This window comes from Nocardiopsis sp. TRM 82005 (assembly GCF_056312425.1).
This window is the reverse complement of record NZ_JBWDTQ010000020.1, coordinates 132,203-145,814: the sequence shown is the minus strand read 5'-3', so window position 1 is coordinate 145,814 and position 13,612 is coordinate 132,203. Positions and strand designations below refer to the sequence as shown.

At 73.0% G+C, this 13,612-nt stretch carries 10 protein-coding genes; 8 read left to right on the top strand and 2 right to left on the bottom strand.

Annotated features, from left to right (window positions below):
* The first annotated feature begins 957 nt into the window (after nucleotides 1-957).
* Nucleotides 958-1,818, top strand: a complete 861-nt coding sequence (locus AC0T5L_RS17035) for an alpha/beta fold hydrolase (protein ID WP_476166473.1) — start codon at nucleotides 958-960, stop codon at nucleotides 1,816-1,818.
* Between the two features lie 40 nt (nucleotides 1,819-1,858).
* Here AC0T5L_RS17035 and AC0T5L_RS17030 read toward each other — a convergent pair whose 3' ends face one another.
* Nucleotides 1,859-2,695 (bottom strand): SDR family oxidoreductase, encoded by an 837-nt coding sequence (locus AC0T5L_RS17030; RefSeq protein WP_476166472.1) that lies wholly within the window; start codon nucleotides 2,693-2,695, stop codon nucleotides 1,859-1,861.
* A gap of 342 nt (nucleotides 2,696-3,037) precedes the next feature.
* On the opposite strand from AC0T5L_RS17030, the gene AC0T5L_RS17025 reads away from it, so the two are divergent.
* Entirely contained in the window at nucleotides 3,038-4,318 is a 1,281-nt protein-coding gene (locus AC0T5L_RS17025; protein ID WP_476166471.1) for an AGE family epimerase/isomerase, read from the top strand.
* Nucleotides 4,315-5,355, top strand: coding sequence for a carbohydrate kinase family protein (locus AC0T5L_RS17020; RefSeq protein ID WP_476166470.1), 1,041 nt, complete (start codon nucleotides 4,315-4,317; stop codon nucleotides 5,353-5,355). Before AC0T5L_RS17025 ends, AC0T5L_RS17020 begins: the two co-directional genes overlap by 4 nt.
* A 46-nt stretch (nucleotides 5,356-5,401) precedes the next feature.
* On the opposite strand, the gene AC0T5L_RS17015 is transcribed toward AC0T5L_RS17020, so the two are convergent.
* Nucleotides 5,402-6,595: a carboxylate-amine ligase gene (locus AC0T5L_RS17015; RefSeq protein ID WP_476166469.1), complete on the bottom strand. Its 1,194-nt coding sequence runs from the start codon at nucleotides 6,593-6,595 to the stop codon at nucleotides 5,402-5,404.
* A 383-nt stretch (nucleotides 6,596-6,978) separates the two neighbouring features.
* Between AC0T5L_RS17015 and AC0T5L_RS17010 the strand changes: the two genes are divergently transcribed.
* The 5 genes from AC0T5L_RS17010 (at nucleotide 6,979) to AC0T5L_RS16990 (ending at nucleotide 13,401) form a co-directional block, all read left to right on the top strand.
* Complete coding sequence (locus tag AC0T5L_RS17010) at nucleotides 6,979-9,846, top strand: helix-turn-helix transcriptional regulator (RefSeq protein WP_476166468.1); 2,868 nt, start codon at nucleotides 6,979-6,981, stop codon at nucleotides 9,844-9,846.
* 82 nt (nucleotides 9,847-9,928) lie between these two features.
* On the top strand, nucleotides 9,929-10,735 hold the full coding sequence (locus tag AC0T5L_RS17005) for an ABC transporter ATP-binding protein (RefSeq protein ID WP_476166467.1): 807 nt from the start codon (nucleotides 9,929-9,931) through the stop codon (nucleotides 10,733-10,735).
* Entirely contained in the window at nucleotides 10,732-11,451 is a 720-nt protein-coding gene (locus tag AC0T5L_RS17000) for an ABC transporter ATP-binding protein (RefSeq protein ID WP_476166466.1), read from the top strand. The genes AC0T5L_RS17005 and AC0T5L_RS17000 overlap by 4 nt, the downstream gene beginning before the upstream one ends.
* 12 nt (nucleotides 11,452-11,463) lie before the next feature.
* Nucleotides 11,464-12,315 carry a branched-chain amino acid ABC transporter permease gene (locus tag AC0T5L_RS16995; RefSeq protein WP_476166465.1) on the top strand — a complete coding sequence of 284 codons (852 nt, stop codon included), beginning with the start codon at nucleotides 11,464-11,466 and terminating at the stop codon, nucleotides 12,313-12,315.
* Between the two features lie 3 nt (nucleotides 12,316-12,318).
* Nucleotides 12,319-13,401, top strand: coding sequence for a branched-chain amino acid ABC transporter permease (locus AC0T5L_RS16990; protein WP_476166464.1), 1,083 nt, complete (start codon nucleotides 12,319-12,321; stop codon nucleotides 13,399-13,401).
* The last annotated feature ends 211 nt before the right edge of the window (nucleotides 13,402-13,612 follow it).

The window sequence follows — 13,612 nt, the reverse complement described above, 5'->3', positions numbered from 1 at the left end:
TGCCGGGCACCCCACCTGGATGTGTAGGCCGCATCCACGGCCACGACGGCCAGGCCCTGCTCGGCGGCCATCGACACCAGACGAGCCTTGAGCCTGCCGATCGGCATGCCGGAGACGAGCTGCCGGAAGCGTTTCCTGCGGCCGTGTTTCTCCCGACTCTTGTCCGCCGCGAAGTCCAGGTCCTCCACGGCGATGGCCTTGACGCCACAGGCCTGAGCCCAGTGCAGCAGCCGGGTCGGGGCGTGGCGTACCTGCGCGTCCCGGTGGGAGGCGGCCCCGGAGAGGTCGAAGGCGAACCGGCGGGGGTCACCGACCGGGTTGCCGCGGGTGTCCAGCCGCCAGGCGGCCAGGTGGTCGGCGTTGGTGTCCACACCGACCACCCCCCGGGCCGGGGCCGCTTCCATGGAGATGACGGGAACAGGGGCGCGGGTCCAGGCGCGGTCACATACCACCGGCCCCGGCCGGTATCCAGGTGGAGGCGGTAGGCCACCGCACGATCAGCCTCCACCCGGTCGGCCCACTCGCCGCCCCGGTGGGCGAAGTCCACCCGGGACGAGAGCACGTACCTACCGTGTGGGGCGTTGGCCAGCTCCGCGAGCGGGGCGGGGAGTTTGATCGACACCCGCCCCTTGCGGGGTGATGCGGATCGTCTCGTTGCCGTGTTCGACACGAACAGCAGCCAGGTCCGGGGGCGCCTGTCCCAGGAATCAGCGAACTTCCCCGCCCCGGTTCCTCCGGTGCCCCGGCGGGCTATCCGGGGACAGCGGCACAGACCGCACGCCAGCGCCCGAGCACGCAGCCGCTCCTGTGTACTCGTGTGCGCTTGGGGCACCTGCCACACCAACAGCTCACACCCCCACAGCGGTTGACGGCCGGCGTGCCCGCCCTCACGCGCTCCGTCCACCGCCGTGTCCCGTGGGGGTGGTGGTGCGCGCCGCATGGGGTAGACCAGGCAACATGGACCCGACACGTATCGCCTTCGAAGAGCGGGGGAGCGGCCCTCCCCTGGTACTCCTCCACGGCCTCGGGGACCGGCGCCAGAGCTGGAGCTCCGTGACGGCCCGGCTCGCGGTGGACTACCGCGTCATCTGCGTGGACCTGCCCGGGTTCGGCGCCAGTCCGGCGCCCGCCCTCGACGAGCCCTACGACGTCCTCACCATGACCGAGGACGTCCAGGCGTTCTGTGAGCTGCACGGACTGGACCGGCCGCACCTGGCGGGCAACTCGCTCGGTGGATCGATCGCCCTGGAACTGGGCGTGCGGGGCCTGGCCGCCTCGGTGACGGTGTTCTCCCCGGCCGGGTTCTCCGACGAGCTGGCCCGGTTCGGGATGCGTGCGGTCGGCGCGCTCTCCCGGCTCGCGACCCGTATCCCGATGCCGGTCAAGGAGCGCCTCGCCGACACCGCCCCGGCCAGGGCCGCCGCGCGGGTCGCGCTGCGCGGCGACCCCACCTCGCCCGCGGCCAAGGCCACCCGCTTCAGCGTCCGGGGCCTACAGGAGGGATCGCCCTACATCCGGCTGGTGCCGCGCATCACCGAGTACGACTTCGTCGCACGGCCGATCGCGTGCCCGGTCACCATCGCCTGGGGCGACCGGGACCGGACGCTGCTGCCGTCCAGCGCCGCGCACGCCCACCGCCGGGTGCCCAACGCGCGCATGGTCTCGCTGATCGGTAGCGGGCACATCCCCATGGCCGACGACCCGGTCACGGCCGCCGAGCACATCCGGTGGACCTGCCGCTCCGCTGATCTGGGCAGTACCAGGGTCGCCGCGCGGAACGCGGCGGGGAGGGTCCGGGACCCGGAGCGGAGCTCCTAGGGTGTGTCCGCCGCCCGGGGCAACACGCCCCGGGACCCCGCTAACAGCTGAAACCGCCGTCGGCGCTGATCACCTGGCCGGTGACCCATTCGGCCTCGTCGGTGGTCAGCCACGCCAGCAGCTTGGCCGGGTCGCTCGGAACGCCCACCCGCCCGGCCGGGAAGCGGGGCAGGATACGGCCCATGAGCTCGTCGTCGATGTAGCCGGTCTGTACCGGACCGGGGTCGACGGCGTTCACGGTGACGCCGCGCGGACCCAGTTCGGCGGCGATGGTCGGGGTGATCTGGGCCAGGGCCGCCTTGGCCGACGCGTACGCCACCTCGCCCGGCAACGCGCCGTGGATCTGCCCGGAGGTCATGAACAGCACCCGGCCGCCGGGGCGCCCGTCGTGCCGGGCGGCGAAGGCCTGGGCCAGCAGGACGGGCGCGCGTGCGTCGACCGCCCAGTGCCCGTCGAGCATCTCCGGGGTCACCTCGGCCAGAGTGGCGTCGCCGCCGTTGCGCGCGTGGTTGGCCACGAGGACGTCGAGGCGGCCGAACTCGGTGACGGCGGCCTCCACCACCCGTCGGGGCGCGTCGGGGTCGGCCATGTCCGCGCTGACCTCGGCCACGCGGGCGCCGGGGTCGCCGAGTACCGCGCGCACGCCGTCGAGCACCGAGCCGAGGTCGTCGCCGCCCCAGGGCAGTTCGGCGTCGTGCGGCTGGTAGTGGTGCAGCATCACGGAGGCGCCGTAGGCGGCGAGGCGCCGGGCGACGGCGTAGCCGATGCCGTCACGCCTGCTGGCACCGGTCACCAGGGCGGTCCGTCCGCGTAGGGGGAGCGGGTCGCGGGACAGGCCGTCCTGGTCCGGGCGTGCCTCGGAGTGGGGGTGGGTCACGTTGGATCTCCTGTCTTTGACGTGGCCGGACCCGGTCGGAGGGCCTCCGTCCGCCCGGAGGAACCGCCTGACCGGATCCGGCGGCGGACGGACGGCCGACCGCGGCGCGTGGTCTCGCCCCGCGCGGCGGTGAGGTGACTCTGGCATGAGGAGGATTCCCGGCGCATCCGGTTTTCGGGTCCCTTCGCGCGGGCGGTGCACGGGACCCGGCCCGCCCGCGGCCGGAACGCTCCGTTCCGGTGGTGGCGGTGCGTCCTGTTGACCGGGGTCCCCGGCTTACCGCCGTGTCGGGAACGCGGGATAGCGTGGACCTGCGAACCGACGCCCTGAGGAGGCAGTGGATTGACAGCATCGACACATCCGGACCGGGGGAGCCCAGAGCGTCTGCACGAGGAGGAGCGGCGTCTGTACGGTTTCGCCGTCGGGTCCGCGGTCTCCGGCGGCTTCGGGTGGCTCGACGCGGACGGACGGGTGGAGGACCGGCCCGTCGCCGCCTGGATCACCGCGCGGATGACGCACGTGTTCTCCCTCGCGCACCTGCGCGGCGACCCTGACGCCGGACGGCTGGCCGACCACGGTGTCGCGGCCCTGGCGGACGGGCCCCTGCGCGACGCCGAAGCGGGCGGATGGTTCGACCAGGTGCCCGGAACCGCTGACTCGGACGCGTTTCGGGAGCGCTCCCATGAGCTTCCGCGCAAGTCCGCCTACGAACACGCGTTCGTGGTCCTGGCCGCCTCCACGGCCGCCCTCGCCGGGCGGCCCGGGGCACGTGGACTGCTCGACGAGGCGCTGCGCGTCATGGACACCCGTTTCTGGGAGGAGTCCGCGGGCGCCGTCCGGGAGAGCTGGGACAGTGGGTGGTCCGCCACCGAGGAGTACCGGGGCGCCAACAGCAACATGCACTCGGTGGAGGCGTTCCTCGCCGCCGCCGACGCAACCGGCGACACCCTGTGGACCCGCCGTGCGCTCTCGATCGCCGAACGGCTGGTCCACGGTGTGGCGGCCGAGCACGACTGGCGCCTGCCAGAGCACTTCACCCCCGACTGGAAGCCGGTCCCGGAGTACAACCGGGGCCAGCCCGACCACCCCTTCCGGCCCTTCGGCAGTACCACCGGCCACCTGCTCGAATGGGCGCGGCTGCTGGTCCACCTGGAGATCGCCCTCAGCCGGGCCGGGGAGTCCGTCCCCGCCTGGCTGCGCACTGACGCCGAGTCGCTGTTCGCCAACGCCGTCCAACGCGGCTGGGCCGTCGACGGCGCCGACGGGTTCGTCTACACCCTCGACTGGGAGGACCGTCCGGTCGTGCGCGAGCGCATGCACTGGGTGGTGGCCGAGGCCACCATGGCCGCCTGGGCACTGGGCGGGCACACGGGTGAGCCCTTCTACACCGACCTGTACGACCGCTGGTGGGCCTACGCCGACCAACACCACGTGGACCGTGAACGCGGCAGCTGGCACCACGAGCTGGGCCCCGGTAACCAGCCCGCCGGGGGCGTGTGGTCGGGCAAACCGGACGTGTACCACGCCTACCAGGCGACACTCCTGCCCCAGACCGGGCTGTCGACCTCCATCGCGGCCGCGCTCCTGCCCGAGTCAGAACACACCTCCGGAGGGGACGCGTGACCACCGAGAACACACAGGACCCCCAGGCTCCCGCGTGGGAAGGGGCCGGGGGAGGGGATCCACGGCTCCTCGTGATCGGCGAGAACGTCATGGACCTGCTGCCGACCGCGCACGGCGCCGACGTGCTGAGGGCGGCGCCCGGCGGCGGCCCGGCCAACACCGCGGTCGCGGCGGCCCGGCTGGGCACTCCCACCCGCCTGCTCGCGCGGATCGGGGCGGACGGCTTCGGCGAGCTGATCCGCGAGCGCCTGCTCGGCGAGGGCCTGGATCCGGCGGGGCTGCTCGCCGCGGAGGAGCCGACGGCGCTGGCCCTGGCCACGCTCGGCCCGGACGGGTCGGCCCGCTACGACTTCCGCATGGACGACGCCGCCGACTGGCGCTGGCGCCCAGGGGAGCTGCCCGAGGAGCTGGAGCCGGGGGTGCGTGCGGTGCACGCCGCCTCGATCGCGCTGTTCAGGGAACCCGGCGCCACCCTGATCGAGGAGGTGCTGCGCCGCGAGCACGGGCGCGGGCGGGTGACGCTCACCCTGGACCCCAACATCCGCGAGGGCGTCATCGGCGACCCCGGGGCCGCCCGCGCACTGGCCCTGCGGCACGTCGCACAGGCGCACCTGGTGAAGGCGAGTGACGAGGACCTGGCGTTCCTCTACCCGGACCTGTCCCCGGCGCGGGCTGCCCACGCCATCGCCGCGCTGGGCCCGGTGCTGGTGGTGGTGACCAGGGGCGGCGACGGCGCGCTCGCGGTCTCCCACGGCACGGAGGTCTCGGTCGCCGCGCCGAGGGCCGAGGTGACGGACACCGTGGGTGCGGGCGACTCCTTCATGGGTGCGCTGCTGAACTGGCTGGACCGGCACGGTCTGTTGGGGGAGGACCCCCGGGCGCGCCTGGCCGGACTGGACAAGGCGGACCTGGAGAGCCTGCTGGGGTTCGCGGTCTCCGTCGCCGCGGTCACGGTGACCCGGGAGGGCGCGAACCCGCCCACCATGGACGAGTTGGCGGGCCGCGGCGGAGATCCGGAGGAGCTCGTGGAACGGTAGGGCCCGTGTGGCGGACGCCTGTGGGGGCGGCGGCGTGCGGAACCCCTCAGGAGCCGAGGCCCTCCTGGGTCTCGGTGACGAGGTGGTCCACCACGTCGGCCAGGCTGCCCCGCCGGGCGTAGGCGGCGCGTTGTCGCACCGCCCCCGTCCCGGCCTTGCGTACGCGGTCCAGCAGCGAGGCCACCAGGTCGGCGTCGCCGTTGGAGAGCAGTCCGGGGAGTGCGGCGCGCAGCAGCCGGTCGGCGGCCGGCGCCCCGGGCAGTGCCTCACCGGTCAGCGGGTCGGGGACCACATCCTCCAACCCGTCCCGGGCGGCCCGCCACACGGCGGCGCGCAGCGCGTGGTCGGAGATGTCCGGTGCGAGGATCCCGTGGCGAACGTCGGTGAGCGCGCGGGCGGTCAGCCCGCGGGTGAGGCAGGCGAGCATCAGCGCCTCCTCCGCGGTGGCGGTCACGTCGCCCGCCCGGATCTCCAGCGTGGGCAGGTGGTCGGAGGGGCGGACGTCCCAATAGACCATGCGCCGGTCCAGGAGCGCCCCGGCGTCGGAGAGCGCCCGCACCGCCCGCTCGTGTCCGGCCGCGGAGCGCAGCAGAGGGGGCGGCCCGGCGGAGGGCAGGCGGTTCCAGGCGAGCGTCCGCCAACTGGAGTAGCCGGTGTCGCGCCCGGCGTGGAACGGAGAGTTCGCTGACACCGCCACCAGGAACGGCAGCCACCGGCGCAGGTGGTCGCTCACCGCCACGGCGGCCTCCCGGTCGGGGATCCCCACGTGCACGTGGCAGCCGCACACGACGAACGCCTCCCGCAAGGCGGCCATGTGCGCGGCGATACCGGTGTAGCGGCGGTCTCCGCTCACCAGCGCCGTGGCGGGGTCACCCAGGACCGGGGTCCCCGAGGCGACGACGGTGAGCCCGGCCGCACCGGCGGCGCGGTCGAGCTCCTCGCGGGCCGCGTGCAGGAAGCGCAGAGCGTCGCCCGCCCCGTCGCACACGGGGGTGTTGGCCTCCACCTGCGTGCGGCTGAACTCACCGGACACGTGGCCGTCCGCCAGACGGGTGTTGGCGAGTACCTCAGGCGCCCGGGACCGGATGAGGCGGGTACCGGGATCGACGACGAAGAACTCCTCCTCGACACCGAAGGTGGGTGACACCGTCCGGTCCTCGGCGCGGGTGGCGGGCACCGGCCGCCGCATCTCCTGTGCCGTCGTGGAGTGGTTCCCTGCTGTCGTGGAGCGGTCCTCCATGGGAGTTCGGTCCCTCCTGCGGTCGGGGGCACCCTTCGGGGTGTCACCGACTGGATATATCCCGAAGGGGCGGCTGCGACAATGCCCTGAAGAAGACAAAAATCTACATATGTAACCTTTTGTCCTGTTTGTCGGTGTCGCGGGAGTGCCGTGGCGCGCACGTTACGTCTTGATAACCGGCGGCTGGGCCTGAGGGGGGCCGGCGGCGGGTTCGCGGCCCCTCTTCGGAGTGACCCCCATCACTCTTATGGGTGACGGAAACGCAGGTGGACGCCGGGATCCCGCGTCCATGCACCTGCCCCGCGTACTTGTGGGGTACCCCCTGTGGGACGCGTCCGAACGGGTCCGTGCGACTCCGTGCGGGCATCCGTGAAACGACCAGTGTGCCCGCTCGCACCTGCCGCTACGGGGGGTCGCTGTGCGAATGTGAACACGTGGCTGGCAGGAACACGGAACCCCTCAGCGTCCGCCTCCGAGGTCGTGACACGGAGCAGTGGACCATCACCGATGCCCTGGACGAGGCGAGGTCCCGCCGGGGCGCGGCCCTCGTCGTCTCCGGCGGCCCCGGGCGGGGCAAGACCGCACTACTGAATGACGTGCGTGTGTCCGCAGGTGATTTTACCGTGCTCCACGTGAGTGGGATCGCCGACGAGGCGGACCTGCCCTTCGCTGGTCTCCAGTGCCTGCTGCGTCCCCTCGCGGGCGAGGTCGACCGGCTTCCCGATCCCTGGCGCGGCCTGTTGAACGACGCCCTCACCGGGGGCGCGGTCGCCGACGCCGACCGTCTCGCGCTCTACACCGGGCTGCTCGAACTGCTCTCCCGCACCGCCGCCGGCCGTGACCGGCCGCTGCTGCTGTGCGTGGACGACGTCGACCGGCTCGACCCCGCGTCCCTGGACGCGCTCGCCTTCACCGCACGCCGTCTCAGCGGGATCCCCGTCGCCGCCGTGTTCACCGCGCGCGGGGGCCGCGGCAAGCCCACCGGTCCCCGCCTGCCCGAAACCGTCGCCGAACCCACGCCCGACGCGCTCATCCCCGGCATCGCCGAGCACCTCCTCGCGCCCCTGGAGGAGCGGGCGGTGTACGACATCCTCACCGACAGGGCTCCGGTAACCCTTCCCGCCGCCGTGCGCTCGGCCCTGGCCCGCGCCTCCCACGGCAACCCCGCCGCCGTCCTCGGCTTCCTGCGGGGGCTGTCCCGCGCCCAGCTCCTCGGAGAGGAACCCCTCCCCGACCCGCCGCGCCTGCCCGGCCGTCTGCGCGCCGACCTCCTGGTCCCCTACCACGAGCTGCCCGAGCAGACCCGCCACATCCTCCTGCTCGCCGCGCTCAGCGAAACCTCCCGGCTCCACGGGCTGCTGGAGGCGTTCGAGGAGTCCGCCCCGGACGTCACCGCCCTCGAACCCGCCGAGGCGCGCGGTCTGGTGCGCGTGGAGGGCGACACCGTCGTCTTCACGGACCCCCTGGTGCGCGAGGCCGTCGCGCAGGACGCCCCCGCCGGGCGGCTGCGCGCGGCTCACCGCGCACTGGCCGGGGTGTGCGACCCCGAGCTCTCACCCGTGGAGTTCGCCCGCCACACCGCGGCGGGCACCAGCGCCCCCGACGCCGCGCTCGCCGACACGGTGACGGCCGCCGCCCACCGCGGAAAGCGGCTCGCGGGCCGCCTCACGGCCTCCCACACCTTCGAGCGCGCCGCCGACCTCTCACCCGATCCCGACGAACGCGCGTGCCGCCTGTCCACCGCCTCCTATGAGGCCTACATGGCCGGGAGTTCCGACCGCGCCGCCAACCTGGTGGCCAGGGCACGGCCCCTCGCCGTGTCCGACCGGCGCCGCGTGACCGTCGACTTCATCGACGCCCAGCTCGCCATGCGCGGCGGGAACGCCCTGGACGTCGCCGAGCGCCTGCTCACCGTCGGCCGGGAGCTCGTCCCGCACGACCGCTTCCTGGCCCTGCGCGCCCTGGTGCGCTCGGCCGACTCCGCCTCCCTGGCCGGGGACGCCGTCCTCCACGGCCGTGCCGCGGAGCTCGCGCTTCCTCTGGTCCGCCCGGACGACCCGAAGCCCATGCGCATGGTCGCCGCCTTCCTGGAGGGCTGCGCCGTCTCCTTCCGGGGCGACTACACCGGCTCCACGCCGCTGCTGCGCGAAGCCACCGGGTTGGCCGAGATCGCCAAGCCCTCCGAGCTCATCTGGGCTGGCATCAGCGGCCTGCGGCTGGGCGACGCTCCGTTCGTGCGGTCAGTGACCTCCCGCGCGGTCGATGTCGGCCGCCTTCGGGGAGAGCGGGCCACCATGCCCGCCGCGCTGGGCTTCCTGGTCTTCTCCGAGTTCTGGAGCGGGCGCTTCCCCTCGGCCGCCGGGACCGCGCTCACCGGCCTGCGGGTCTCCCGTGAGAGCGGCCAGTCCGTCTGGGCCACCCAGCACCTGGCGTCGCTGGCGATGATCGCCGCCATCCAGGGCGATGTGGAAACCTGCCGTATCCGGGCCCGTGCGGTCGCCACCCAGGCGGGGGAGAACAGCATCGGCCTGGCCGCCGCCCTGGCGTCGTGGGCGCTGGCCGTCCTGGAGCTGTCCCGGGGCAACGCCGCCGAGGCGTTCTTCCGGCTGCGCGCCCTGGTGCACGCCGCCCCCGGGCACGGCCACCCCACCATGCGGCTGCTCACCGCCCCGCACTTCGTGGAGGCGGCGACCCGCATGGGTGAGACCGAGTGGGCGCGCACGTCCCAGGCCGGATACCGGCGCTGGGCCGAGTCGGTGGGCAGCCCCGGCGCGCTGGCCCTGGCCGCCCGCGGCTCCGGCCTGCTGGCCACGGGCGAGGAAGCCGCCGACCACTTCGAAAACGCCCTGGCCCTGCACCGGACCTGCGGTGACGACGAAGTCGAGCACGCGCGCACCCAGTTGTTGTTCGGCGCCCACCTGCGCCGGATACGTCTGCCCGGGCGAGCCCGGGAACACCTCTACAACGCGCTGGAGACCTTCGAGCGCTTCGGAGCACGGCTGTGGGTGCGACAGACCCGCGCCGAGCTGCGCGCGATCGGGACCGCCGAACGCGGACCCGACCCCTCCTCCACGGGTGAGCTGACCGCGCAACAGCAGCAGATCGCCCGGCTGGTCGCCGAAGGGGCGACCAACCGGGAGGTGGCCGCGCACATGTTCATCAGCCCGCGCACGGTCGAGCACCACCTGCGCGGCATCTTTCGCAAGCTCAACATCAGGTCCCGCGTGGACCTGGCCCGCATGTTCAACTGACCCGGAAGGACGGCGGCACTGGTGCCGCCGGCCACCTCTTTCATACCAACTGGTCGGTACGGATTCCGCGAGAAAGGCAGTGATGACAACGACCGCAACGGAGCACCTGCTGAGAGCGGACGGGGTGACCGTGCGCTTCGGGGGCCTCACCGCGCTCGACGACGTCGGGCTCCAGGTCGCGCCCGGATCCGTCGTCGGGCTCATCGGTCCCAACGGTGCGGGCAAGACCACCCTGTTCAACGTTCTGTCCGGGATCCTGCGCCCCACGGCGGGCACCATCACCTGGAAGGGCGCTCCGCCCCCCGGACACCGCACCCACCACCTCGCCCGCGCCGGGATCGCCCGGACCTTCCAGGGCCTCAACCTCTTCCCGATGATGACGGTTCTGGACAACGTCGTCGCCGGGGCCGACCGCCTCGCCAGCGGGGGCGCGCTCTCCCTGATCACCGGTCTGGGGCGGCACCACCGGGACGAACGCGAGCTCCGCGCCCGTGCCCTGGCCGCCCTGGAGCGCTTCGGTGTGGCCGAGCACGCCCACCGGCTGCCCGGCACCCTGCCTTACGGCCTCCAGAAGCAGGTGGCGCTCGCCCGCGCCTGCGTCAGCGAGCCCGAGCTCCTCCTGCTCGACGAACCCGCCAGCGGCCTGTCCGGCGAGCAGATCGACGCCCTGGCCGACCAGATCCGCGATTTCAGCCAGGACATGGCCGTCGTCCTGGTCGAGCACCACATGGACCTGGTGATGCGGGTCTGCGACCACATCGTCGTGCTCAACTTCGGCAGTGTCATCTCCACGGGGACCCCCGCGGAGGTCCAAGCCGACCCCGTCGTCACCCAGGCCTACCTCGGCACACCCGCCGACACAGGCGACGCGAACGGAGCCGCCCGATGACCGCCCAGCCCATCCTGTCCGTAGAGCAACTCAGCGTCTCCTACGGCGCCGTCCGCGCCCTGGACAGCGTCTCCCTGACCGTCCCGGCCAAGGGTGTGTGCGCCGTCCTCGGCGCCAACGGCGCGGGCAAGACCACCCTGCTGCGCACCCTCACCGGCCTCCACCCGGCCGCCTCCGGACGCGTCCTGCTCGACGGCGAGGACATCACCCGCCTACCCGCCGAGAAGGTCATCACCCGCGGCCTCGCCCACGTCCCCGAGGGCGGCGGCGTCATCGTCGAGCTCACCGTCGAGGAGAACCTGCGCCTGGGCGGGCTGTGGCGCTCCGACCGCCGCACCAACTCCGCCATGGACGAGGTCATGGACCTCTTCCCGCCCCTGGTCGAGCGGCGGCGCAGACCCGCCAGCACCCTCTCCGGCGGTGAACGCCAGATGCTCGCCATCGGCCGCGCCCTCATGGCCCGGCCCAAGGTGCTGCTGCTGGACGAGCCCTCGCTCGGGCTGGCACCGCTGATCACCAAGCAGATCTTCACACTCCTGCGCGACCTGCGCGACCGGACCGGGCTCACCGTCGTCCTCGTCGAGCAGAACGCCGCCGGGGCCCTGTCGGTCACCGAGACCGGGTTCGTCCTCAACCAGGGGCGCGTCGCCGCAGAGGGCGCCTCCTCCGACCTGCTCTCCGACGACCGCACGCGCCACGCATACCTGGGCTTCTGAGGAGATCCCCCCATGTCCCACTTCATCAACCTGACCCTCAACGGGTTGGCGTCCGGGGCGGCCTACGCCGCGCTGGCGCTGTCCCTGGTCATCATCTACCAGGCCACCCGACTGGTGAACTTCGCCCAGCCCGCGCTCGCCCTGGTCGCGGTCTACACCGCCTACACCGTCACCCAGCTCACCGGTTCCTACTGGATCGGCTTCGCCGCCGCGCTCACCGCGGGCCTGGTCGCCGGAGCCCTCGTGGAGCGGTTCATCGTCCGGCCCATCGCCCGTGTCTCCCAGCTCAACGCCATCATCGTCACCCTCGGCCTCCTGCTGGTCATCCAGGGCCTGGTCGGCGTCGTCTGGGGCAACGAACAGCATGGTCTCGGGTACGCGTTCAGCTACGTGGGACGCTTCTCGCCCGCCGACATGTTCGCCCTGGTCTCCGTCGGCGCCGTCGCCCTGCTGCTGTTCGCCCTGTACCGGTTCACCCCGCTGGGCCTGCGTATGCGCGCCGCCGCCTTCCATCCCGAGTCCGCCCGGCTCAGCGGCGTGCGGGTCGGCCTGATGCTCACCACCGGATGGGCGATCGCCTCCTTCATCGGCGCCCTCGCCGGCATGCTCTCCGGCCCTCCGTTCATCTCTCCGAACGTCTTCGACGTGGTGTTCGTCTACGGCATCACCGCAGCCGTCATCGGAGGTCTGGACAACCCGTTCGGCGCCGTCCTCGGCGGGCTGTTCATCGGACTCAGCATGTCCTACGTGTCCGGCTACGCCGGGCCCGAACTGGCCACCCTCGCCGCCCTCGTCATCGTCGTAGTGGTGCTGAGCGTGCGCCCCGACGGCATCCTGTCCCGTCCGACCGCGCGAAAGGTGTAGCTGATGTCCTCGCCCACCCGGCAGCGCGCGGAGCGCGCCCCCGCCTCCCAGAATCCGCCCGCGGCCTCCCTCGGAGACCGCTGGCGCTCCCTGCCCTCGCCGCTGCGCCACCTGCTGCTGGCCGCGCTCGGCCTGGCCGCCGTCACCGTGCTGCTCTTCGTCACCGGTGACCTCACCGCGCTGCGCCTGGCCGCCGTCGGTTACACCATGCTGGCCGTGGCCGGGCTGCAACTGCTCGTCGGCGGCAGTGGCCAGGTCTCCCTCGGCCACGGCGCGTTCATGATGATCGGCGCCTACGCGATGGCGCTGCTCGTGCTGTACCAGCCCATGTTCCCCCTGGCAGTGAACCTGCTGATCATCGTCGCGGTGTCCGCGGTGGCCGGGATCGCGGTCGGTGCCGCCACCGCCCGCCTGCACGGCCCCTACCTCGCGGGTGCCACCCTCATCCTCGCCGTCGGTCTGCCCGGGCTGACCCACCGCTACCACGACCTCCTCGGCGGCAGCAACGGCCTCACCATCCGCACCGCGGGCGCTCCGCCCCTCCTCCAGGACCTGGTCACCGACAGCGAGTGGAAGGCCCTGGTCGTGTGGACCGCGGTGGTCATCGGCCTCGCGGTGCTGGCCACCGTCTCCACCGGGCGACTGGGCCGCCGCATGCGCGCCATCCGCGACGACGAGACCGCCGCCTCCATGACGGGGACCCCCGTGGGCAGGACCAAGGTGGTCGCGTTCGTTATCGCCTCGGCCGCGGGCGGCCTGGCCGGGGGCCTCCAGGCGTACGTGCTCGGCACCGTCACCCCCAGCACCTTCACCCTCGCGCTGTCCCTGACTCTGCTCGCGGCCCTCGTACTGGGCGGCATCGGCAGCCTGTGGGGAGCGCTGTGGGCCTCGATCGCCATCGTCTACCTGGAGATCTGGGCATCGGACCTGGCCCGGTCCCTGGGTCTTAGCCGCGACGCGGAGAACAACCTCCCGGTCGTGTTCTTCGGCGTGGTCCTCATCCTCGTCCTGCGCTTTTGGCCCCTGGGCGTCCACGGAGCGCTACAGCGCCTGACCGCCCGGCTCAGACCCACCAAGCCCCGCTAGCAGTGCCTTTTCGGGGCTCCGCTTCGCTTCGCCCCGTGTTCGGGCACCCCGAAGACGGGAACCTTCGGCGCCTGCGGTGTGACGGCTCGTGCCCACGCCGTCGCCCTCCACCATCCTCAACGGACGGCCTTCGGCCGCAGCACCCGTCGTCCCACCTCCGGCACCTCCAGAACCCCGCCGCGCCCGAACGACACTTCCCGACCCCCCCCAA

What these genes read in the sequence shown, in the direction of transcription:
- AC0T5L_RS16995 (WP_476166465.1), top strand. Translation starts at nt 11,464, where the DNA reads ATGTCCCACTTCATCAACCTGACCCTCAACGGGTTGGCGTCCGGGGCG.
- AC0T5L_RS17000 (WP_476166466.1), top strand. Translation starts at nt 10,732, where the DNA reads ATGACCGCCCAGCCCATCCTGTCCGTAGAGCAACTCAGCGTCTCCTAC.
- AC0T5L_RS17015 (WP_476166469.1), bottom strand. Translation starts at nt 6,595, where the DNA reads ATGGAGGACCGCTCCACGACAGCAGGGAACCACTCCACGACGGCACAG.
- AC0T5L_RS16990 (WP_476166464.1), top strand. Translation starts at nt 12,319, where the DNA reads ATGTCCTCGCCCACCCGGCAGCGCGCGGAGCGCGCCCCCGCCTCCCAG.
- AC0T5L_RS17035 (WP_476166473.1), top strand. Translation starts at nt 958, where the DNA reads ATGGACCCGACACGTATCGCCTTCGAAGAGCGGGGGAGCGGCCCTCCC.
- AC0T5L_RS17005 (WP_476166467.1), top strand. Translation starts at nt 9,929, where the DNA reads ATGACAACGACCGCAACGGAGCACCTGCTGAGAGCGGACGGGGTGACC.